30 protein-coding genes are annotated in these 18,908 nt (G+C 66.6%); 29 read left to right on the top strand and 1 reads right to left on the bottom strand.

Going from position 1 to position 18,908, the window contains the following annotated elements; translation table 11 throughout:
- The first annotated feature begins 83 nt into the window (after nucleotides 1-83).
- Nucleotides 84-1,277 carry an elongation factor Tu gene (tuf, locus tag CV755_RS21130; protein ID WP_109281742.1) on the top strand — a complete coding sequence of 398 codons (1,194 nt, stop codon included), beginning with the start codon at nucleotides 84-86 and terminating at the stop codon, nucleotides 1,275-1,277.
- Nucleotides 1,278-1,701: 424 nt separating this feature from the next.
- Here the strand turns inward: tuf and CV755_RS21125 are convergent, their stop codons facing one another.
- Complete coding sequence (locus CV755_RS21125; RefSeq protein WP_241561319.1) at nucleotides 1,702-3,828, bottom strand: PIG-L family deacetylase; 2,127 nt, start codon at nucleotides 3,826-3,828, stop codon at nucleotides 1,702-1,704.
- Nucleotides 3,829-4,392: 564 nt separating this feature from the next.
- Between CV755_RS21125 and rpsJ the strand changes: the two genes are divergently transcribed.
- From rpsJ to rpsK, 28 genes are all read left to right on the top strand, one after another.
- On the top strand, nucleotides 4,393-4,701 hold the full coding sequence (gene rpsJ / locus CV755_RS21120) for a 30S ribosomal protein S10 (protein WP_003948644.1): 309 nt from the start codon (nucleotides 4,393-4,395) through the stop codon (nucleotides 4,699-4,701).
- Nucleotides 4,702-4,714: 13 nt separating this feature from the next.
- Nucleotides 4,715-5,359 (top strand): 50S ribosomal protein L3, encoded by a 645-nt coding sequence (rplC, locus tag CV755_RS21115; RefSeq protein ID WP_004950432.1) that lies wholly within the window; start codon nucleotides 4,715-4,717, stop codon nucleotides 5,357-5,359.
- 8 nt (nucleotides 5,360-5,367) lie between these two features.
- Nucleotides 5,368-6,018, top strand: coding sequence for a 50S ribosomal protein L4 (gene rplD / locus CV755_RS21110; RefSeq protein ID WP_109281741.1), 651 nt, complete (start codon nucleotides 5,368-5,370; stop codon nucleotides 6,016-6,018).
- Nucleotides 6,018-6,341: a 50S ribosomal protein L23 gene (gene rplW / locus CV755_RS21105; RefSeq protein WP_004950438.1), complete on the top strand. Its 324-nt coding sequence runs from the start codon at nucleotides 6,018-6,020 to the stop codon at nucleotides 6,339-6,341. The genes rplD and rplW overlap by 1 nt, the downstream gene beginning before the upstream one ends.
- 39 nt (nucleotides 6,342-6,380) lie before the next feature.
- Complete coding sequence (gene rplB, locus CV755_RS21100; protein ID WP_109281740.1) at nucleotides 6,381-7,217, top strand: 50S ribosomal protein L2; 837 nt, start codon at nucleotides 6,381-6,383, stop codon at nucleotides 7,215-7,217.
- A 12-nt stretch (nucleotides 7,218-7,229) separates the two neighbouring features.
- Complete coding sequence (rpsS, locus tag CV755_RS21095) at nucleotides 7,230-7,511, top strand: 30S ribosomal protein S19 (protein ID WP_109281739.1); 282 nt, start codon at nucleotides 7,230-7,232, stop codon at nucleotides 7,509-7,511.
- Nucleotides 7,512-7,552: 41 nt separating this feature from the next.
- Nucleotides 7,553-7,900, top strand: coding sequence for a 50S ribosomal protein L22 (rplV, locus tag CV755_RS21090; protein ID WP_043264895.1), 348 nt, complete (start codon nucleotides 7,553-7,555; stop codon nucleotides 7,898-7,900).
- The gene (gene rpsC, locus CV755_RS21085) at nucleotides 7,900-8,718 is read left to right on the top strand and encodes a 30S ribosomal protein S3 (protein ID WP_109281738.1); all 819 of its coding nucleotides are present in this window, start codon (nucleotides 7,900-7,902) and stop codon (nucleotides 8,716-8,718) included. The genes rplV and rpsC overlap by 1 nt, the downstream gene beginning before the upstream one ends.
- A gap of 5 nt (nucleotides 8,719-8,723) precedes the next feature.
- Nucleotides 8,724-9,143 carry a 50S ribosomal protein L16 gene (gene rplP, locus CV755_RS21080; RefSeq protein WP_004950450.1) on the top strand — a complete coding sequence of 140 codons (420 nt, stop codon included), beginning with the start codon at nucleotides 8,724-8,726 and terminating at the stop codon, nucleotides 9,141-9,143.
- Nucleotides 9,143-9,367, top strand: a complete 225-nt coding sequence (gene rpmC / locus CV755_RS21075; protein ID WP_004950453.1) for a 50S ribosomal protein L29 — start codon at nucleotides 9,143-9,145, stop codon at nucleotides 9,365-9,367. The genes rplP and rpmC overlap by 1 nt, the downstream gene beginning before the upstream one ends.
- On the top strand, nucleotides 9,367-9,648 hold the full coding sequence (gene rpsQ / locus CV755_RS21070; protein WP_109281737.1) for a 30S ribosomal protein S17: 282 nt from the start codon (nucleotides 9,367-9,369) through the stop codon (nucleotides 9,646-9,648). The genes rpmC and rpsQ overlap by 1 nt, the downstream gene beginning before the upstream one ends.
- A 97-nt stretch (nucleotides 9,649-9,745) precedes the next feature.
- Complete coding sequence (gene rplN / locus CV755_RS21065) at nucleotides 9,746-10,114, top strand: 50S ribosomal protein L14 (protein ID WP_087927567.1); 369 nt, start codon at nucleotides 9,746-9,748, stop codon at nucleotides 10,112-10,114.
- A 2-nt stretch (nucleotides 10,115-10,116) separates the two neighbouring features.
- Entirely contained in the window at nucleotides 10,117-10,440 is a 324-nt protein-coding gene (gene rplX, locus CV755_RS21060; protein WP_109281736.1) for a 50S ribosomal protein L24, read from the top strand.
- Nucleotides 10,437-10,991, top strand: coding sequence for a 50S ribosomal protein L5 (gene rplE / locus CV755_RS21055; RefSeq protein WP_400106062.1), 555 nt, complete (start codon nucleotides 10,437-10,439; stop codon nucleotides 10,989-10,991). The genes rplX and rplE overlap by 4 nt, the downstream gene beginning before the upstream one ends.
- Nucleotide 10,992: 1 nt before the next feature.
- Entirely contained in the window at nucleotides 10,993-11,178 is a 186-nt protein-coding gene (locus CV755_RS21050) for a type Z 30S ribosomal protein S14 (RefSeq protein WP_109281734.1), read from the top strand.
- Between the two features lie 207 nt (nucleotides 11,179-11,385).
- Nucleotides 11,386-11,784, top strand: a complete 399-nt coding sequence (gene rpsH, locus CV755_RS21040; RefSeq protein WP_109281733.1) for a 30S ribosomal protein S8 — start codon at nucleotides 11,386-11,388, stop codon at nucleotides 11,782-11,784.
- 21 nt (nucleotides 11,785-11,805) lie between these two features.
- Nucleotides 11,806-12,345 (top strand): 50S ribosomal protein L6, encoded by a 540-nt coding sequence (gene rplF, locus CV755_RS21035; protein ID WP_109281732.1) that lies wholly within the window; start codon nucleotides 11,806-11,808, stop codon nucleotides 12,343-12,345.
- A gap of 3 nt (nucleotides 12,346-12,348) precedes the next feature.
- The gene (gene rplR, locus CV755_RS21030) at nucleotides 12,349-12,732 is read left to right on the top strand and encodes a 50S ribosomal protein L18 (RefSeq protein ID WP_109281731.1); all 384 of its coding nucleotides are present in this window, start codon (nucleotides 12,349-12,351) and stop codon (nucleotides 12,730-12,732) included.
- A 46-nt stretch (nucleotides 12,733-12,778) separates the two neighbouring features.
- Nucleotides 12,779-13,381: a 30S ribosomal protein S5 gene (gene rpsE / locus CV755_RS21025; protein ID WP_109281730.1), complete on the top strand. Its 603-nt coding sequence runs from the start codon at nucleotides 12,779-12,781 to the stop codon at nucleotides 13,379-13,381.
- Nucleotides 13,381-13,563, top strand: a complete 183-nt coding sequence (gene rpmD, locus CV755_RS21020) for a 50S ribosomal protein L30 (RefSeq protein WP_004946653.1) — start codon at nucleotides 13,381-13,383, stop codon at nucleotides 13,561-13,563. The genes rpsE and rpmD overlap by 1 nt, the downstream gene beginning before the upstream one ends.
- 1 nt (nucleotide 13,564) lies before the next feature.
- Nucleotides 13,565-14,020, top strand: coding sequence for a 50S ribosomal protein L15 (gene rplO / locus CV755_RS21015; protein WP_109281729.1), 456 nt, complete (start codon nucleotides 13,565-13,567; stop codon nucleotides 14,018-14,020).
- A gap of 236 nt (nucleotides 14,021-14,256) precedes the next feature.
- Complete coding sequence (gene secY / locus CV755_RS21010; protein WP_109281728.1) at nucleotides 14,257-15,570, top strand: preprotein translocase subunit SecY; 1,314 nt, start codon at nucleotides 14,257-14,259, stop codon at nucleotides 15,568-15,570.
- The gene (locus CV755_RS21005) at nucleotides 15,570-16,220 is read left to right on the top strand and encodes an adenylate kinase (RefSeq protein ID WP_109281727.1); all 651 of its coding nucleotides are present in this window, start codon (nucleotides 15,570-15,572) and stop codon (nucleotides 16,218-16,220) included. The genes secY and CV755_RS21005 overlap by 1 nt, the downstream gene beginning before the upstream one ends.
- A gap of 115 nt (nucleotides 16,221-16,335) precedes the next feature.
- Complete coding sequence (map, locus tag CV755_RS21000; protein ID WP_109281726.1) at nucleotides 16,336-17,172, top strand: type I methionyl aminopeptidase; 837 nt, start codon at nucleotides 16,336-16,338, stop codon at nucleotides 17,170-17,172.
- A gap of 155 nt (nucleotides 17,173-17,327) precedes the next feature.
- Nucleotides 17,328-17,549, top strand: coding sequence for a translation initiation factor IF-1 (gene infA / locus CV755_RS20995; protein ID WP_003956442.1), 222 nt, complete (start codon nucleotides 17,328-17,330; stop codon nucleotides 17,547-17,549).
- 202 nt (nucleotides 17,550-17,751) lie between these two features.
- Complete coding sequence (rpmJ, locus tag CV755_RS20990) at nucleotides 17,752-17,865, top strand: 50S ribosomal protein L36 (RefSeq protein ID WP_003956441.1); 114 nt, start codon at nucleotides 17,752-17,754, stop codon at nucleotides 17,863-17,865.
- Nucleotides 17,866-18,044: 179 nt separating this feature from the next.
- Complete coding sequence (gene rpsM, locus CV755_RS20985; protein WP_109281725.1) at nucleotides 18,045-18,425, top strand: 30S ribosomal protein S13; 381 nt, start codon at nucleotides 18,045-18,047, stop codon at nucleotides 18,423-18,425.
- A 65-nt stretch (nucleotides 18,426-18,490) separates the two neighbouring features.
- Entirely contained in the window at nucleotides 18,491-18,895 is a 405-nt protein-coding gene (rpsK, locus tag CV755_RS20980; RefSeq protein ID WP_003948617.1) for a 30S ribosomal protein S11, read from the top strand.
- Nucleotides 18,896-18,908 lie beyond the last annotated feature (13 nt).

The following is an 18,908-nucleotide window of genomic DNA, read 5'->3' as shown; positions in this document are numbered from 1 at the left end:
GGTTGCCCCGGCGGACGGCACCCCAGAAGATCACCTGGCGCCGATGAAGTAAGGCGTACAGAACCACTCCCAGGAGGACCCCAGTGGCGAAGGCGAAGTTCGAGCGGACTAAGCCGCACGTCAACATCGGCACCATCGGTCACGTCGACCACGGTAAGACGACCCTTACCGCGGCGATCACCAAGGTGCTGCACGACAAGCACCCGGAGCTGAACCCCTTCACGCCGTTCGACCAGATCGACAAGGCGCCGGAGGAGCGGCAGCGCGGTATCACCATCTCCATCGCGCACGTCGAGTACCAGACCGAGTCGCGTCACTACGCGCACGTCGACTGCCCGGGTCACGCGGACTACATCAAGAACATGATCACCGGTGCCGCCCAGATGGACGGCGCGATCCTCGTGGTCGCCGCGACCGACGGTCCGATGCCGCAGACCAAGGAGCACGTGCTCCTGGCCCGCCAGTCCGGCGTTCCGTACATCGTTGTCGCCCTGAACAAGGCCGACATGGTGGACGACGAGGAGATCCTGGAGCTCGTCGAGCTCGAGGTTCGTGAGCTGCTCAACGAGTACGAGTTCCCGGGCGACGACGCCCCGGTCGTCAAGGTCTCGGCGCTGAAGGCGCTCGAGGGTGACCCGGAGTGGGCCAAGTCGGTCGAGGCTCTGATGGACGCGGTTGACGAGAACATCCCGCAGCCCGAGCGTGACGTTGACAAGCCGTTCCTGATGCCGATCGAGGACGTCTTCACGATCACCGGTCGTGGCACCGTCGTCACCGGTCGTATCGAGCGCGGTGTCCTCAAGGTCAACGAGCCGGTGGACATCATCGGCATCAAGACCGAGAAGACCTCGACCACCGTCACCGGTATCGAGATGTTCCGCAAGCTGCTCGACGAGGGCCAGGCCGGTGAGAACGTCGGTCTGCTGCTCCGTGGCATCAAGCGCGAGGACGTCGAGCGCGGCCAGTGCATCATCAAGCCGGGTTCGGTTACCCCGCACACCGAGTTCGAGGCCACGGCGTACATCCTCTCCAAGGACGAGGGTGGCCGTCACACCCCGTTCTTCAACAACTACCGTCCGCAGTTCTACTTCCGTACGACTGACGTGACCGGTGTTGTGACCCTCAAGGAGGGCACGGAGATGGTCATGCCCGGCGACAACGCCGAGATGTCCGTCTCCCTGATCCAGCCTGTCGCCATGGAGGAGGGTCTGCGCTTCACCATCCGTGAGGGCGGCCGTACCGTTGGCGCCGGCCAGGTCACCAAGATCACCAAGTAATTGCTGATCTAGGGCACCACGCCTGCGTTAAGGGCGGGCCCGGGGTTTCACACCCTGGGCCCGCCCTTTCGTGCGTGCGGGGTGCGCCCTGTCAGGGGCGCGGGGGTGCCCCGCTAGGGGCGCGGGGAACTGCGCGAGCAACCAGGCACGGCCTGCGGTCGGACGGCAAGGGTTGTCGGCAGATGCAGTTTCGTTGCCGGGTGCGCCCCTCAGGGGCGCGGGGAACTGCGCGACCAGCCTCTACGGCCTGCGGCCGGGCGGCGAGGGTCGTCGGCAGGACGGGGTTTCGTTGCCGGGTGCGGCCCGGTGGGCGTTGTGCCCACCCTCCCCCACGCCTGTACGGCGCGGGGGCACCCCCATCGCCCTGCGGAACGACTGCCCACAACGCGGCCCGGCCCGCAGCCGGACGGCAACCGGGGGTGCCCTACGGGCGCCAGAGCCAGGGGGACGCGTCCGGGGCGAAGGCGAGTACGCAGGGGCGGTGGTCCGCGTCCGCGGTCAGGGCCGCCGTGCCGACCGGGATCGGCTGGCCCGAGGCCACCGTGGGGCTGTCGCCGTCGGAGGGCATCAGCTGAGCGTGACCGTCCAGGCTGCGGGAGAGCAGCAGCAGCTGGTCCTTGCCGCCCCGGGCCGGCACGCCCAGCGCGGCCACCGTGCCATAACCGGCGAGGCAGCCCAGCGCGGAGCCGTCCAGCTGCTCCGTCGCGTCCCCGCCCTTGAGGCGGTAGCCGACCGGCTCCTTGGCGGCCGGCCGGCGGTAGACCACGCAGAGCGCGCCGTCCGGGTCCAGCCCGGCGCCGATGGGGTCGCCGCCCGGCTGGGGGAGCCCCTTGAGCTTGGCGAGCTTCACCGGCTTGTCGGCCGCCTCCTGGGTCCAGTGGTGCACCGTGTCCCGGCCGATGCCGAAGACATGCACCAGGTTGTCCTTGTCCAGGACGGCGGTCAGGCCCTCCTGGAGCTCCTGGCCGTGCAGGCTCTGCCACTTGCCCCACTTGCCGTCGGCCGCCCGTACCCGGCTGGAGACGCCCTTGCCGGCGTTGCGGACGAAGAGGTGCACCTTGCCGTCGGGGGTGGCCACCACGGCCGGGATGCCCACCCGGCGGCCCCGGTCGGGCTTGTGCTCGGGGTTGCCCAGGCTCTTCCAGCTGCCGAAGGTGCCGCTGCCCGGGGACTTCTCCTCCAGGTACACCAGCTCCCGGGTGTCGGCCCGTCCCTCGCCCTTGAGCGCGGAGAAGCGCAGGGCGAAGACCAGGCGACGGCCGGTGGAGTCCTGGACCGTGGCCAGCGCAGGGGCGAAGGGGCCGCCGCCCAGATTCTGCGGCTCGCCGAAGCGGCCGCTGCCCGGCGCGGTCTCCTGCCAGCGCACCGCGTGCAGGCCCAGTACCCCGAAGAGCTCCAGCCGGCCGGACTTGCCCAGGGCGGCGACCGGGGTGGCGCCCGGGTAGCGGTAGTGGGTGGAGCGGATCCAGCCCTTGCGGTTCTTCATCGGGCGGTTGCCGCCCTGCCCGTAGTCACCGCAGCCGGCGGTGTTGCCGCAGCTCCAGTGGGGGTCGCCGCCGTAGGCCTCGACCAGCTTGTGCTTGTCCTCCACGATCTCCGCCGGGAGATTGTGCGGCCAGCGCTGGTTGTAGTAGCCGCGGAAGGCGGTGGTGACAAAGCGCGGCGGATGGCCGTCCCGCTCGGTGGCGTCGTGCACCCACTGGGAGAGCGCCTTCCAGGTGAAGAGCGCGGTCGGGGTGTGGTCGCGGTGGTCCGAGCAGGCCCCGTAGTCGTTGTCCTTGGGGTGGGTGGCGTCATGCACCTGGAAGTCGGGGTCCGGGTCCATGGTGTGCACCACGGTCGGCTTGTAGCGGTCCATGATCCCGGCGAGGACGTCCACCAGGGTGCTGTGCCGGTAGTGGCTGACCTCGGTGCAGGGGGAGCCGGTGGCGATCAGGCTCTGCATCTGGGCGCCGGGCTTCTCCCACAGATCGGGCATCCGGGTCTTGTGCGCCGAGAGCATGGCCAGATTGAGGAAGATCAGCCGGACCCGCTTGTCGCCGTTGACCAGCTCATTGGTCTCCGCCTTGACCCCGCCGGGCAGGTCCAGCACGGACTTGTTCCAGGAGGCGAACCTGTCCTTGCCGATCATCTCGGCATAGGCCTGGCGCAGGCCCTGGTGGCGGGACGAGGAGTAGGCGGCCTTGTCGTGCTTGGGCGGCTTGGGCATGCCCTTGATCCAGTTCTGCCCGACCGCCTCGCCGGCCGTCACATAGACCGACACCACCGGCACCCCGGCCTGCACGATGTGCGAGGCGTCGGGGTTCATAAAGAACAGGTCGTCATCGGGGTGCGCCATCACCTGGAGCAGCAGCGGGCTGCCCGCCTTGGCGTAGGAGGCGGTGTTGGCCGGGTCCAGGGCGCGTACCGGGGAGAGCGCCGCCTTCTTCTTGTCGCCGCTGCAGCCGGCCACCGCGGTCACCAGGGAGGTGGCGGCGATGCCGGCGAGGACCGTGCGTCGGGAGACCGGGCGCGGATTTCCCGCGAGGACCCGGGGCGGTGTGATGTCCAACTACCTGACTCCGTCCGTTGTGCAGCGCGCAACCATACGTCCCCCCAGCGTGTGAAGGGACGGGCGGAAATGCGCTCGGGTTGCCCAAGATGCGACAAAGCCTTACCTGGCGGTGGCGGTCGAGGGGCACCCGGAAACGACCCTAGTGTCCGCTATGCCGGGTCGGCGGTTTGACAACTTGGACAGGCGGTGTAGGTTCTTCGGCTCCGATTGGCGCCCCTTCGGGCCCGTATGGCACACTGTTCAGGTTGCTCGGTTGAGTGCCGATGCTGCGCGCCTCCCGCCGGGAGGACTGGAAGCGAGTCCCGCAGTACTCGTCGCCCCTGATGAGGGGCGGAAGTACGGGAATCTTCCGGGAAGTGTCAGCGGGGTACCGGCCAGGCACTCGGTGGGTGTCCTTCCCCCACGAACCCCTTGAGCAGGGATCTTCCTTTGGGGAGATTTGCTGGAAGGGGCGCGACACGCCCGACCGCGTGGGTCGGAGTGAGCGGGGAGGGACGGCGTGCTGGACGCGCAGCGCACCGAGTCCCAGAGCGTTACGAGAGACAGGACTACGAAGTAGCCATGGCGGGACAGAAGATCCGCATCCGGCTCAAGGCCTACGACCACGAGGTCATCGACTCCTCGGCGAAGAAGATCGTCGAGACGGTGACCCGCACTGGTGCGTCGGTCGCGGGCCCGGTGCCGCTGCCCACTGAGAAGAACGTGTACTGCGTCATCAAGTCGCCGCACAAGTACAAGGACTCGCGCGAGCACTTCGAGATGCGCACGCACAAGCGCCTCATCGACATCCTCGACCCCACGCCGAAGACGGTTGACTCGCTGATGCGTCTCGACCTGCCGGCCGGCGTCGACATCGAGATCAAGCTCTGAGGTGACGCGCGAGATGGCTAAGCAGATCAAGGGCGTCCTGGGCGAGAAGCTCGGCATGACGCAGGTCTGGGACGAGAACAACCGTGTTGTCCCGGTCACCGTTGTCAAGGCCGGCCCCTGCGTTGTCACGCAGGTCCGCACCAACGACGCCGACGGCTATGAGTCGGTCCAGATCGCCTTCGGCGAGATCGACCCGCGCAAGGTGAACAAGCCCCTCAAGGGCCACTTCGCCAAGGCCGACGTGACCCCCCGCCGCCACCTGGTGGAGATCCGCACCTCCGACGCCGCCGAGTACACCCTCGGCCAGGAGATCACCGCGGACGTGTTCGAGGCCGGCGTCAAGGTTGACGTCACCGGCAAGAGCAAGGGCAAGGGCTTCGCCGGTGTCATGAAGCGCCACAACTTCCGTGGCCTCGGCGCCGGACACGGCACCCAGCGCAAGCACCGCTCCCCCGGTTCCATCGGTGGCTGTGCCACCCCGGGCCGTGTGTTCAAGGGCCTCCGCATGGCGGGCCGCATGGGCAACGAGCGGGTCACCACCCAGAACCTGACCGTCCACGCCGTTGACGCGGAGAAGGGCCTGCTCCTGATCAAGGGCGCGGTTCCTGGTCCGAACGGCGGCCTCGTCCTGGTCCGTACCGCGGCCAAGGGGGCCTGAGGTAACCGATGAGCACCATTGACATCCTTTCGCCGGCAGGCGACAAGGCCGGGACCGTCGAGCTCCCCGCGGAGATCTTCGACGCCAAGGTCAGCGTTCCGCTGATCCACCAGGTCGTCGTCGCGCAGCTGGCCGCTGCCCGCCAGGGCACGCACAAGACCAAGACCCGCGGCGAGGTCCGTGGCGGTGGCAAGAAGCCTTACCGCCAGAAGGGCACCGGTCGCGCCCGTCAGGGTTCGACCCGCGCGCCGCAGTTCGCCGGTGGTGGCGTTGTGCACGGTCCCGTGCCGCGTGACTACTCGCAGCGCACCCCGAAGAAGATGAAGGCCGCCGCCCTGCGCGGTGCCCTCTCGGACCGGGCGCGTCACTCCCGTATCCACGTCGTCACCGGCGTGGTCGAGGGCGAGATCTCCACCAAGGCCGCCAAGACCCTGTTCGGCAAGATCTCGGAGCGCAAGAACGTGCTCCTGGTCGCCGACCGGGCCGACGAGGCCGCGTGGCTGTCCGCCCGCAACCTGCCCCAGGTGCACATCCTGGAGCCGGGCCAGCTGAACACGTACGACGTGCTCGTCTCGGACGACGTGGTCTTCACCAAGGCCGCCTTCGAGTCCTTCGTGTCCGGCCCCAAGGCCATTGAGACCGAAGGGAGCGAGGCCTGATGACTGAGGCCGTCGTCACCAGCAAGACCTTCTCGGACCCGCGCGACCTGCTGGTCAAGCCGGTTGTCTCGGAGAAGAGCTACGCGCTGCTGGACGAGAACAAGTACACGTTCATCGTCGACCCGCGCGCCAACAAGACCCAGATCAAGCAGGCCGTCGAGGCGGTCTTCTCGGTCAAGGTCACCGGGGTCAACACGATCAACCGCCAGGGCAAGCGCAAGCGCACCCGCACCGGTTTCGGCAAGCGCGCCAACACCAAGCGCGCCATCGTGACCCTCGCCGAGGGCGACCGTATCGACATCTTCGGCGGCCCGGTCTCCTAACGGAGTCCGAGTCGTCCGGAATCGGACGAGGACTGAGAAATGGGTATCCGCAAGTACAAGCCGACGACCCCGGGCCGTCGTGGCTCCAGCGTCGCCGACTTTGTCGAGATCACGCGGTCCACGCCGGAGAAGTCGCTGGTCCGCCCGCTGCACAGCAAGGGCGGCCGTAACAACGCCGGTCGTGTGACCGTTCGCCACCAGGGTGGTGGCCACAAGCGCGCCTACCGCGTGATCGACTTCCGTCGTCACGACAAGGACGGCGTGCCGGCCAAGGTCGCTCACATCGAGTACGACCCCAACCGCACCGCGCGCATCGCGCTGCTCCACTACGTGGACGGCGAGAAGCGCTACATCCTCGCTCCGCGTGGCCTGAAGCAGGGCGACCGGATCGAGAACGGCCCCGCGGCCGACATCAAGCCGGGCAACAACCTGGCGCTGCGCAACATCCCGGTGGGTACGACCATCCACGCCATCGAGCTGCGGCCCGGCGGCGGTGCGAAGTTCGCCCGTTCCGCGGGTGCCTCCGTGCAGCTGCTGGCGAAGGAGGGCCAGATGGCCCACCTGCGTATGCCGTCCGGTGAGATCCGCCTGGTCGACGTGCGCTGCCGCGCCACCGTCGGCGAGGTCGGCAACGCCGAGCAGTCGAACATCAACTGGGGCAAGGCCGGCCGCATGCGCTGGAAGGGCGTCCGCCCGACCGTCCGCGGTGTCGCCATGAACCCCGTTGACCACCCGCACGGTGGTGGTGAGGGCAAGACCTCCGGTGGTCGCCACCCGGTTTCGCCCTGGGGCCAGAAGGAAGGTCGTACTCGTTCTCCCAAGAAGGCGAGCAACAAGTACATCGTCCGCCGCCGCAAGACGAACAAGAAGCGCTAGGAGCGGGTTTAGATGCCGCGTAGTCTCAAGAAGGGACCCTTCGTCGACAGCCACCTCATCAAGAAGGTGGATGCTCAGAACGAAGCCGGTACCAAGAACGTCATCAAGACCTGGTCCCGTCGCTCCATGATCGTGCCGGCCATGCTCGGCCACACGCTCGCGGTGCACAACGGCAAGACCCATGTCCCGGTGTTCGTCACCGAGTCCATGGTCGGCCACAAGCTCGGCGAGTTCTCGCCGACCCGCACCTTCCGCGGCCACGTCAAGGACGACCGGAAGTCGAAGCGCCGCTAAGCGGGGTGCGAACGACTATGACTGACACCGAAGGGACAACCATGGAAGCCAGGGCCCAGGCGCGGTACATCCGCGTCACGCCCATGAAGGCCCGCCGCGTGGTGGACCTCATCCGTGGCATGGACGCCACGGAGGCTCAGGCGGTCCTGCGTTTCGCCCCGCAGGCCGCGAGCGTGCCGGTCGGCAAGGTGCTGGACAGCGCCATCGCCAACGCCGCGCACAACTACGACCACACGGACGCCTCCACGCTGTTCATCAGCGAGGCGTACGTAGACGAGGGCCCGACCCTGAAGCGGTTCCGTCCGCGTGCCCAGGGCCGTGCCTACCGGATCCGCAAGCGGACCAGCCACATCACCGTGGTCGTCAGCAGCAAGGAAGGAACCCGGTAATGGGCCAGAAGGTAAACCCGCACGGGTTCCGGCTCGGGGTCACCACCGACTTCAAGTCGCGCTGGTACGCCGACAAGCTGTACAAGGACTACGTCAAGGAAGACGTTGCCATTCGTCGCATGATGACGAAGGGCATGGAGCGCGCCGGTATCTCCAAGGTGGAGATCGAGCGCACCCGCGACCGCGTCCGCGTTGACATCCACACCGCCCGCCCGGGCATCGTCATCGGCCGCCGTGGCGCCGAGGCCGACCGCATCCGTGGCGAGCTGGAGAAGCTGACCGGCAAGCAGGTCCAGCTGAACATCCTCGAGGTCAAGAACCCCGAGGTGGACGCTCAGCTGGTGGCCCAGGCCGTCGCCGAGCAGCTGTCCTCCCGCGTCTCCTTCCGTCGCGCCATGCGCAAGAGCATGCAGTCGACGATGAAGGCCGGCGCCAAGGGCATCAAGATCCAGTGTGGTGGCCGTCTCGGCGGCGCCGAGATGTCCCGCTCGGAGTTCTACCGCGAGGGCCGTGTGCCCCTGCACACCCTCCGCGCGAACGTCGACTATGGCTTCTTCGAGGCCAAGACCACCTTCGGCCGTATCGGCGTGAAGGTCTGGATCTACAAGGGCGACGTCAAGAACATCGCCGAGGTCCGCGCCGAGAACGCCGCCGCTCGTGCGGGCAACCGCCCGTCGCGTGGCGCCGGTGAGCGCCCGGCCCGTGGTGGCCGTGGTGGCGAGCGCGGTGGCCGCGGCCGCAAGCCGCAGCAGGCTGCCGAGGCCCCCAAGGCCGAGGCGACCGCTGCTCCGGCTGAGACCACCGGAACGGAGGCCTGACCGACATGCTGATCCCTCGCAGGGTCAAGCACCGCAAGCAGCACCACCCCAAGCGGAACGGCATGGCCAAGGGTGGTACCGAGCTCGCCTTCGGTGAGTACGGTATCCAGGCCCTGACCCCGGCCTATGTGACGAACCGGCAGATCGAGTCCGCTCGTATCGCCATGACCCGTCACATCAAGCGTGGCGGCAAGGTGTGGATCAACATCTACCCGGACCGTCCGCTGACGAAGAAGCCGGCCGAGACCCGCATGGGTTCCGGTAAGGGTTCTCCGGAGTGGTGGGTCGCGAACGTCAAGCCCGGCCGGGTGATGTTCGAGCTGTCCTTCCCGAACGAAAAGGTTGCTCGTGAGGCGCTGACCCGCGCCGCTCACAAGCTCCCGATGAAGTGCCGCATTGTTCGGCGCGAGGCAGGTGAGTCGTGATGGCTGCCGGTACCAAGGCGACCGAGCTGCGTGAGCTGAACAACGAGGACCTCGTTGCCAAGCTGCGTGAGGCCAAGGAAGAGCTGTTCAACCTCCGCTTCCAGGCGGCGACCGGACAGCTTGAGAACCACGGCCGGCTGAAGGCCGTCCGCAAGGACATCGCCCGGATCTACACCCTGATGCGGGAGCGCGAGCTCGGCATCGAGACGGTGGAGAGCGCCTGATGAGCGAGAAGAATGTGACTGAGAAGACCGAGCGCGGTTTCCGCAAGACCCGTGAGGGTCTGGTCGTCAGCGACAAGATGGACAAGACCGTCGTCGTCGCCGTCGAGGACCGCGTCAAGCACGCGCTGTACGGCAAGGTCATCCGCCGTACCAACAAGCTCAAGGCGCACGACGAGCAGAACGCCGCGGGTGTCGGCGACCGCGTCCTCCTGATGGAGACCCGGCCGCTGTCCGCGACCAAGCGCTGGCGCGTCGTCGAGATCCTCGAGAAGGCCAAGTAATTCCTAGGGCATCTGCCCATAGGACAGTTCCGCCAGGCTCGGCAGGGGCTTCATACGGAGCCCCTGCCGGGAACCGGCAGACGATCAGGAGATAGACGTGATCCAGCAGGAGTCGCGACTTCGCGTCGCCGACAACACTGGTGCCAAGGAGATCCTTTGCATCCGTGTTCTCGGTGGCTCGGGTCGCCGCTACGCGGGCATCGGTGACGTCATCGTCGCCACCGTCAAGGACGCGATCCCCGGTGGCAACGTGAAGAAGGGTGACGTCGTCAAGGCGGTCATCGTTCGCACCGTCAAGGAGCGCCGCCGTCCGGACGGCTCGTACATCCGCTTCGACGAGAACGCTGCCGTCATTCTGAAGAACGACGGCGACCCCCGCGGCACCCGCATCTTCGGCCCCGTGGGCCGAGAGCTGCGCGAGAAGAAGTTCATGAAGATCGTCTCGCTCGCGCCGGAGGTGCTGTAAGCATGAAGATCAAGAAGGGCGACCTGGTACAGGTCATCACCGGCAAGGACAAGGGCAAGCAGGGCAAGGTCATCCAGGCCATGCCCCGTGAGGACCGTGTTCTGGTCGAGGGTGTCAACCGGGTCAAGAAGCACACCAAGGCCGGCCAGACCGCCCGCGGTTCCAAGACCGGCGGCATTGTGACCACCGAGGCCCCGATCCACGTCAGCAATGTTCAGCTGGTTGTGGAGAAGGACGGCAAGAAGGTCGTCACTCGCATCGGTTACCGCTTCGACGAGAACGGCAACAAGATCCGCGTTGCCAAGCGGACGGGTGAGGACATCTGATGGCTACCACTCCGCGTCTCAAGACGAAGTACCGCGAGGAGATCGCCGGCAAGCTGCGTGAGGAGTTCTCCTACGAGAACGTCATGCAGGTGCCCGGCCTGACCAAGATCGTGGTCAACATGGGTGTGGGCGACGCCGCCCGCGACTCCAAGCTGATCGAGGGCGCCATCCGCGACCTCACCACGATCACCGGTCAGAAGCCCGCCGTCACCAAGGCCCGTAAGTCCATCGCGCAGTTCAAGCTGCGTGAGGGCCAGCCGATCGGTGCCCACGTCACCCTCCGTGGCGACCGCATGTGGGAGTTCCTGGACCGCACCCTGTCGCTGGCGCTGCCGCGCATCCGTGACTTCCGCGGTCTGTCCCCCAAGCAGTTCGACGGTCGGGGCAACTACACCTTCGGTCTCACGGAGCAGGTCATGTTCCACGAGATCGACCAGGACAAGATCGACCGGGTCCGGGGCATGGACATCACCGTGGTGACCACGGCGAAGAACGACGACGAGGGCCGCGCCCTGCTTCGTCACCTCGGCTTCCCCTTCAAGGAGAACTGACGTGGCGAAGAAGTCGCTGATCGCTAAGGCCGCCCGCAAGCCGAAGTTCTCGGTTCGCACCTACACCCGGTGCAACCGCTGCGGCCGTCCGCACTCGGTTTACCGCAAGTTCGGCCTCTGCCGCGTGTGCCTTCGTGAGATGGCTCACCGTGGCGAGCTGCCGGGCGTGACCAAGAGCTCCTGGTAACAACCCAGTTGGGTTGACCAGGGCTCTCGGTAAGCAACCTGGATGGCGGGGGCTGTCCCCCAGGCTCCCTTAGAGTTGGGGGGTTGGCTCCCGCCGCCATACCGTCTTACTACGCCGTAGGTCCCCGCGCCGCACCCGCTCCGACCCTGTTCGGGGAGAGGGATGGCGCAGATAGGAAACCCCGGCGAGAGAGGCCGAAGGCCAAACATGACCATGACCGACCCGATCGCAGACATGCTGACCCGTCTGCGAAACGCGAACTCGGCATACCACGACTCCGTGTCGATGCCGCACAGCAAGATCAAGTCGCACATCGCGGAGATCCTCCAGCAGGAGGGTTACATCACCGGCTGGAAGGTCGAGGACGCCGAGGTTGGCAAGAACCTCGTTCTCGAGCTGAAGTTCGGCCCGAACCGCGAGCGCTCGATCGCCGGCATCAAGCGCATCTCGAAGCCGGGCCTGCGGGTCTACGCGAAGTCCACCAACCTGCCGAAGGTGCTCGGCGGCCTGGGCGTGGCGATCATCTCCACCTCCCACGGTCTCCTCACCGACAAGCAGGCCAGCAAGAAGGGCGTGGGTGGGGAAGTCCTCGCCTACGTCTGGTAATCGGGAACGGAGGAATAGCTAATGTCGCGTATTGGCAAGCTGCCCATCCAGGTTCCCGCTGGCGTGGACGTCACCATCGATGGCCGCTCGGTGCAGGTGAAGGGCCCCAAGGGCGCCCTCTCCCTGAGCCTGTCGGCTCCCATCGAGATCGCTAAGGGCGAGGACGGCGTTCTGAACGTCACCCGTCCGAACGACGAGCGTCAGAACAAGGCCCTGCACGGCCTGTCCCGCACGCTGGTGGCGAACATGATCACCGGCGTGACCCAGGGCTACAGCAAGAAGCTCGAGATCAGCGGTGTTGGTTACCGCGTCCAGGCCAAGGGCTCCAACCTGGAGTTCTCCCTGGGCTACAGCCACCCGATCCTGGTCGAGGCCCCCGAGGGCATCACCTTCAAGGTGGAGTCCCCGACCAAGCTGACTGTCGAGGGCATCGACAAGCAGAAGGTCGGCGAGGTCGCCGCGAACATCCGCAAGCTGCGGAAGCCCGACCCGTACAAGGCCAAGGGCGTCAAGTACGAGGGCGAAGTCATCCGCCGCAAGGTCGGAAAGGCTGGTAAGTAAGCCATGGCATACGGTGTGAAGATCGCGAAGGGCGACGCTTACAAGCGTGCCGCCGCGAAGCGTCGCCACATCCGCATCCGTAAGCGGATTTCCGGTACGGCCGAGCGTCCGCGCCTGGTCGTGACGCGGTCCAACCGCGGCATCACCGCTCAGGTGATCGACGACATCAAGGGTCACACCCTGGCGTCGGCGTCCCACCTGGACGCGTCGATCCGTGGTGGCGAGGGCGACAAGAGCGCCCAGGCCAAGAAGGTGGGCGCCCTGGTCGCCGAGCGTGCCAAGGCCGCCGGTGTCGAGGCCGTCGTGTTCGACCGCGGTGGCAACCAGTACGCCGGGCGCATTGCCGCTCTGGCGGACGCCGCCCGCGAAGCCGGGCTGAAGTTCTAAGCCCCGGTTCCGGAGCTAGCGGACGTAACAGAGAGAGGTAATTCCAATGGCTGGACCCCAGCGCCGCGGAAGCGGTGCCGGTGGCGGCGAGCGGCGGGACCGGAAGGGTCGCGACGGTGGCGCTGCCGCCGAGAAGACCGCGTATGTTGAGCGCGTAGTCGCGATCAACCGCGTCGCCAAGGTTGTCAAGGGTGGTCGTCGTTTCAGCTTCACCGCGCTGGTCGTGGTGGGCGACGGTGACGGCACCGTGGGTGTCGGTTACGGCAAGGCCAAGGAAGTTCCGGCTGCCATCGCCAAGGGCGTGGAAGAGGCCAAGAAGAACTTCTTCAAGGTCCCCCGGATCCAGGGCACCATCCCGCACCCGATCCAGGGCGAGAAGGCGGCCGGTGTCGTCCTGCTCAAGCCCGCCACCCCCGGTACCGGTGTTATCGCCGGTGGCCCGGTGCGTGCGGTGCTCGAGTGCGCCGGCGTCCACGACATTCTGTCGAAGTCGCTCGGTTCTTCGAACCCGATCAACATCGTGCACGCCACGGTGGAGGCCCTCAAGGGACTGCAGCGTCCCGAGGAGATCGCCGCCCGTCGTGGTCTGCCGCTGGAGGACGTGGCTCCCGCCGCTCTGCTGCGGGCGCGTGCAGGGGTGGGTGCGTAATGGCTCGCCTGAAGGTCACGCAGACCAAGTCCTACATCGGCAGCAAGCAGAACCACCGCGACACCCTGCGCTCGCTTGGTCTGAAGAAGATCAACGACGTGGTTGTCAAGGAGGACCGTCCCGAGATCCGCGGCATGGTGCACACCGTCCGCCACCTCGTCACGGTCGAGGAGGTCGACTGACATGGCGGAGTCCAACCCGCTGAAGGTCCACAACCTCCGTCCCGCCCCGGGCGCCAAGACCGCCAAGACCCGTGTCGGTCGTGGTGAGGCGTCGAAGGGTAAGACGGCCGGTCGTGGTACCAAGGGCACCAAGGCCCGTTACCAGGTTCCGGAGCGCTTCGAGGGTGGGCAGATGCCCCTCCACATGCGCCTCCCGAAGCTCAAGGGCTTCAAGAACCCCGCCCACAAGCAGTTCCAGGTGGTGAACCTGGACAAGCTGGCCGCGCTCTACCCGCAGGGTGGCGAGGTCACGGTGGCCGACCTGGTCGCCAAGGGTGCCGTTCGCAAGAACGAGCTCGTCAAGGTCCTGGGCCAGGGCGAGATCTCCGTGGCGGTTCAGGTGACGGTGGACGCCGTCTCCGGCTCCGCCAAGGAGAAGATTGCCGCCGCCGGCGGCACCGTCACCGAGCTCATCTGAACTCGTTGATCTGACAACCGGGGATGTCCCAACAGGGGCATCCCCGGTTGGTCGTTCCAAGCCGGGCGTGGTCGCCGGTAAGGTGGCGTGGACTGTTGCTGTCCCAGGGGGGTCATCGCCCTCCGGGCCGCGTGCCCTATCGCCCGTGGCTTTTGACTGATACGTATTCGTCGATCCTCGTCGATCCTCAAGACCGTTACCTCTCACGCGGGTGCGTGGGAGGCGCAGGAGGCACCGTGCTCACCGCGTTCGCCCGGGCGTTCAAGACGCCCGACCTGCGCAAGAAGCTGCTGTTCACGCTGGGCATTCTGGTGCTGTACCGGCTCGGTGCGCATCTGCCCGTACCGGGCGTCGACTACCAGAAAGTGCAGACCTGTTACGACCAGGCCAAGGGGGGCCAGGGTCTGTTCGGGCTCGTGAACATGTTCAGCGGTGGCGCACTGCTGCAGATCACGATCTTCGCGCTGGGGGTCATGCCGTACATCACGGCGAGCATCATCCTGCAGCTGCTCACCGTGGTCATCCCGCGTCTGGAAGCCCTCAAGAAGGAGGGCCAGTCCGGGCAGGGCAAGATCACGCAGTACACGCGCTATCTGACCGTCGCGCTCGCCGTGCTCCAGGGCACCGGCCTGGTGGCCGTGGCCCGCAGCGGTGCTCTCTTCGGCAATTGCTCGGTGGGCAACCAGATTGTGCCCAACCAGTCGATCTTCACCACAGTGACCATGGTCATCACCATGACCGCCGGCACCTGTCTGATCATGTGGCTCGGTGAGCTGATCACCGACCGCGGCATCGGCAACGGCATGTCGATCCTGATGTTCACCTCGATCGCGGCCGGCTTCCCCAGCGCCCTGTGGGCCATCAAGCTGCAGGGCAAGCTGATCGGCGGCTGGCTGGAGTTCAGCCTGGTGATCCTCTGCGGCCTGGCCATGGTCGCGCTGGTGGTCTTTGTCGAGCAGGCCCAGCGCCGGATCCCGGTGCAGTATGCGAAGCGCATGATCGGCCGCCGTTCCTACGGCGGTACCTCCACCTACATCCCGCTCAAGGTGAACCAGGCCGGTGTGATCCCGGTCATCTTCGCCTCCTCGCTGCTCTACATCCCGGCGCTGCTGGTGCAGTTCACCGGGTCGCACGCGGGCTGGGCGCGGTGGATCCAGGCCAATCTGGTCAAGGGTGACCACCCGATCTACATGGCCACGTACTTCCTGCTGATCGTTTTCTTCGCGTTCTTCTATGTCGCCATCTCCTTCAACCCCGAAGAAGTTGCCGACAACATGAAGAAGTATGGTGGGTTCATCCCGGGCATCCGGGCCGGCCGCCCCACCGCGGAGTATCTGAGCTACGTGCTGAACCGGATCACGTGGCCGGGCTCTCTGTACCTGGGCGTGATCGCCCTGGTGCCCACGGTGGCCCTGGTCACACTGAACGCAAACCAGAACTTCCCGTTCGGGGGAACCAGCATCCTGATCATCGTGGGTGTCGGTCTGGAGACTGTGAAGCAGATCGAGAGCCAGCTTCAGCAGCGCAACTACGAAGGGTTCCTCCGCTGATGCGAATCGTCCTCGTCGGCCCGCCCGGCGCCGGCAAGGGTACGCAGGCCGCGTACCTCGCCAAGAACCTCTCGATCCCGCATATCTCCACGGGCGACCTGTTCCGGGCCAACATCAGCCAGGGCACGCCGCTGGGCGTCCAGGCGCAGGAGTACATGCGGGCCGGCCGTCTGGTGCCGGACGAGGTCACCATCGGGATGGCCAAGGACCGGATGCACCAGCCCGACGCCGAGCAGGGCTTCCTGCTCGACGGCTTCCCGCGCAACCTGGCCCAGGCCGAGGCGCTGGACGCCATCCTCAAGCAGGACGGTCTGCGGCTGGACGCGGTGCTGGACCTGGAGGTCCCCGAGGACGAGGTGGTCAAGCGGATCGCCGGCCGCCGGATCTGCCGCAATGACAGCAGCCATGTCTTCCATGTGACGTACAACCAGCCGCAGGCCGAGGGCGTCTGCGACGCCTGCGGCGGCGAGCTGTACCAGCGCGATGACGACCGTGAGGACACGGTGCGCAAGCGGCTGGAGGTCTACCACAGCGAGACCGAGCCGATCATCGACTACTACAAGGCCCAGGGCCTGGTGGTGACGATCTCCGCGCTGGGCAAGGTCGCCGAGGTCACCCAGCGTGCGATGGAGGCGCTGCCGTCCCGCTAGCAGGGTCGAGGCAGGTCAAGACTGCGCATAAGGCCGCGATGCCCGGTTGGGCGTCGCGGCCTTATGGTGCTGGGAGAAGAACTCACCCCCTCGGCTCAGAAAGGCGTCACCCGCCATGCTGGAGATCAAGACCCGCGAGCAGATCGCGAAGATGCGCGAGGCGGGCCTGGTGGTCGCTGCCATCCACGCGGCCACCCGGGAGGCGGCCGTGCCGGGGGCGACCACCAAGGACCTGGACGAGGTGGCCCGCAAGGTGCTGGCCGAGCACGGTGCCAAGTCCAACTTCCTGGGCTATGGCGGCTTCCCCGCCACCATCTGCACCTCGGTGAACGAGGTGGTGGTGCATGGCATCCCGAGCGCCGAGGTGGTGCTCAAGGACGGCGACATCATCTCCATCGACGCGGGCGCCATCGTGGACGGCTGGCATGGCGACGCCGCCTTCACCGCCTTTGTGGGCTCCGGCCACGCCCCGGAGCTGATAGAGCTCTCCCGGGTGACCGAGGAGTCCATGTGGGCCGGGATCGCCGCGGTGCGGAACGGCAACCGGCTGATCGACATCTCCAAGGCCATCGAGGGCTACATCCGCCGCCAGCCCCGTCCCGCCACCGGCAAGTACGGGATCATCGAGGACTACGGCGGCCATGGCATCGGCTCCCAGATGCACATGGACCCGCACCTGCTGAACTATGTCTCCCGCAAGCGCGGCAAGGGCCCCAAGCTGGTGCCGGGCTTCTGCATCGCGATCGAGCCGATGGTGTCGCTGGGGACGGCGAAGACGCATGTCCTGGAGGACGAGTGGACGGTCCTCACCGACGATCTGACCTGGTCCTCGCACTGGGAGCACTCGGTGGCCCTGACCGAGGACGGGCCGCTGGTGCTCACCGCCGTGGACGGCGGCAAGGCGAAGCTGGCCGAGCTGGGAATCACGGCGGCGCCGGATCCGCTCGCTTAACGATCTATACGGCTGGGCAAGGGACCCTGGATTAGTCTTTCCGGTTGCCCTGACGTAGACTGATGCGTCGGCTCTCGTGTATCCGCATGTCCGCGTTCACACGCGGGCGTACGAACACCTGAGTCGATCAAGGTAGCCGATTCGAAAGGCGAAGCGTGGCCAAGAAGCAAGGTGCCATCGAGATTGAGGGCACCGTGATCGAGTCTCTGCCGAACGCGATGTTCAAGGTGGAGCTCCAGAACGGTCACAAGGTCCTCGCGCACATCAGCGGCAAGATGCGGATGCACTACATCCGTATCCTTCCCGACGACCGGGTCGTGGTGGAGCTCTCTCCCTATGACCTGACGCGCGGACGGATCGTCTACCGCTATAAGTGAGCTTGAGGGGGTCTCGTACCCTCTCCTGCGGCCGGAAGGGTCGTCGATGGGCGGGCATGACCTGCCAAACTCCCCGGAGCGATCCAGGGGAGAGTCTTCCGGACCCGTCCGGGAGAGAACTTCCACGCTACAAGTAGATCTTGCCCCGCCGTCACCCGGCTCCCGCAGGGTGGTGGCACCGACCCGGAGAACCTCACATCCCATGAAGGTCAAGCCGAGCGTCAAGAAGATCTGCGACAAGTGCAAGGTGATCCGCCGCCACGGCCGGGTCATGGTCATCTGCGACAACCTGCGCCACAAGCAGCGCCAGGGCTGACGCAGAACCTGCACTCCGCAGTTTCTTCGCGCGACGCATAGCAATACGTACATACGCAGACACCCGACCGTCGCGGCCACGCGGCGGACGACACCCCCGGCGGAGGCCGGGGACCCGGCTCGTACTCGCACTACGGGAACGGTGCTGCGGAAGACCTCCGAACCCCCAGGAGCCACTCAATGGCACGCCTCGCAGGCGTTGACCTCCCGCGCGAAAAGCGCGTTGAGGTCGCCCTCACCTACGTCTTCGGCATCGGGCGCACCCTGTCGAAGCAGACTCTCGCCGAGACCGGCGTCAACCCGAACACCCGCGTTCGTGACCTGACCGAAGAGGACCTGGTCAAGATCCGCGAGTACGTGGACGCCAACATCAAGACCGAGGGTGACCTCCGTCGCGAGATCCAGGCCGACATCCGCCGCAAGGTGGAGATCGGCTGCTACCAGGGCCTCCGCCACCGCCGCGGTCTGCCCGTCCACGGTCAGCGCACCAGCACCAACGCCCGCACCCGCAAGGGCCCGCGTCGCGCCATCGCCGGCAAGAAGAAGCCGGGCAAGAAGTAGTCCACAGCGGACGCTCGTCAGCGGTCTTCGCTGTAGGACCGACCACCTCCCGTAGGAGTTAGAAGATGCCCCCCAAGGGACGTCAGGGCGCTGCCAAGAAGGTGCGCCGCAAGGAAAAGAAGAACGTCGCTCACGGCCACGCGCACATCAAGAGCACGTTCAACAACACGATCGTGTCCATCACGGACCCGACCGGCAACGTGATCTCCTGGGCCTCGGCCGGCCACGTCGGCTTCAAGGGTTCGCGCAAGTCCACCCCCTTCGCCGCGCAGATGGCCGCCGAGTCGGCCGCCCGCCGCGCGCAGGAGCACGGCATGCGCAAGGTTGACGTCTTCGTCAAGGGTCCCGGCTCCGGCCGTGAGACCGCGATCCGCTCCCTCCAGGCCACCGGCCTCGAGGTCGGCTCGATCCAGGACGTCACCCCCACCCCGCACAACGGCTGCCGTCCGCCCAAGCGTCGCCGCGTCTGACGCTGAAGGTTTT

The organism is Streptomyces orinoci (genome assembly GCF_003121295.1).
Taxonomy (GTDB): Bacteria; Actinomycetota; Actinomycetes; order Streptomycetales; family Streptomycetaceae; genus Streptomyces; species Streptomyces orinoci.
The sequence above is the reverse complement of the archived record's forward strand: the minus strand, read 5'-3'. Positions and strand labels throughout refer to the sequence as shown.

What these genes read in the sequence shown, in the direction of transcription:
- rpsH (WP_109281733.1), top strand. Translation starts at nt 11,386, where the DNA reads ATGACCATGACCGACCCGATCGCAGACATGCTGACCCGTCTGCGAAAC.
- rpsE (WP_109281730.1), top strand. Translation starts at nt 12,779, where the DNA reads ATGGCTGGACCCCAGCGCCGCGGAAGCGGTGCCGGTGGCGGCGAGCGG.
- rplD (WP_109281741.1), top strand. Translation starts at nt 5,368, where the DNA reads ATGAGCACCATTGACATCCTTTCGCCGGCAGGCGACAAGGCCGGGACC.
- rpmC (WP_004950453.1), top strand. Translation starts at nt 9,143, where the DNA reads ATGGCTGCCGGTACCAAGGCGACCGAGCTGCGTGAGCTGAACAACGAG.
- rpsC (WP_109281738.1), top strand. Translation starts at nt 7,900, where the DNA reads ATGGGCCAGAAGGTAAACCCGCACGGGTTCCGGCTCGGGGTCACCACC.
- rplW (WP_004950438.1), top strand. Translation starts at nt 6,018, where the DNA reads ATGACTGAGGCCGTCGTCACCAGCAAGACCTTCTCGGACCCGCGCGAC.
- rpsM (WP_109281725.1), top strand. Translation starts at nt 18,045, where the DNA reads ATGGCACGCCTCGCAGGCGTTGACCTCCCGCGCGAAAAGCGCGTTGAG.
- rplF (WP_109281732.1), top strand. Translation starts at nt 11,806, where the DNA reads ATGTCGCGTATTGGCAAGCTGCCCATCCAGGTTCCCGCTGGCGTGGAC.
- rplB (WP_109281740.1), top strand. Translation starts at nt 6,381, where the DNA reads ATGGGTATCCGCAAGTACAAGCCGACGACCCCGGGCCGTCGTGGCTCC.
- rpsS (WP_109281739.1), top strand. Translation starts at nt 7,230, where the DNA reads ATGCCGCGTAGTCTCAAGAAGGGACCCTTCGTCGACAGCCACCTCATC.
- CV755_RS21005 (WP_109281727.1), top strand. Translation starts at nt 15,570, where the DNA reads ATGCGAATCGTCCTCGTCGGCCCGCCCGGCGCCGGCAAGGGTACGCAG.
- rpsQ (WP_109281737.1), top strand. Translation starts at nt 9,367, where the DNA reads ATGAGCGAGAAGAATGTGACTGAGAAGACCGAGCGCGGTTTCCGCAAG.
- rplP (WP_004950450.1), top strand. Translation starts at nt 8,724, where the DNA reads ATGCTGATCCCTCGCAGGGTCAAGCACCGCAAGCAGCACCACCCCAAG.
- rplV (WP_043264895.1), top strand. Translation starts at nt 7,553, where the DNA reads ATGGAAGCCAGGGCCCAGGCGCGGTACATCCGCGTCACGCCCATGAAG.
- rpsJ (WP_003948644.1), top strand. Translation starts at nt 4,393, where the DNA reads ATGGCGGGACAGAAGATCCGCATCCGGCTCAAGGCCTACGACCACGAG.
- rplR (WP_109281731.1), top strand. Translation starts at nt 12,349, where the DNA reads ATGGCATACGGTGTGAAGATCGCGAAGGGCGACGCTTACAAGCGTGCC.
- rplC (WP_004950432.1), top strand. Translation starts at nt 4,715, where the DNA reads ATGGCTAAGCAGATCAAGGGCGTCCTGGGCGAGAAGCTCGGCATGACG.
- rpmD (WP_004946653.1), top strand. Translation starts at nt 13,381, where the DNA reads ATGGCTCGCCTGAAGGTCACGCAGACCAAGTCCTACATCGGCAGCAAG.
- rpsK (WP_003948617.1), top strand. Translation starts at nt 18,491, where the DNA reads ATGCCCCCCAAGGGACGTCAGGGCGCTGCCAAGAAGGTGCGCCGCAAG.
- map (WP_109281726.1), top strand. Translation starts at nt 16,336, where the DNA reads ATGCTGGAGATCAAGACCCGCGAGCAGATCGCGAAGATGCGCGAGGCG.
- rpmJ (WP_003956441.1), top strand. Translation starts at nt 17,752, where the DNA reads ATGAAGGTCAAGCCGAGCGTCAAGAAGATCTGCGACAAGTGCAAGGTG.
- rplX (WP_109281736.1), top strand. Translation starts at nt 10,117, where the DNA reads ATGAAGATCAAGAAGGGCGACCTGGTACAGGTCATCACCGGCAAGGAC.
- rplO (WP_109281729.1), top strand. Translation starts at nt 13,565, where the DNA reads ATGGCGGAGTCCAACCCGCTGAAGGTCCACAACCTCCGTCCCGCCCCG.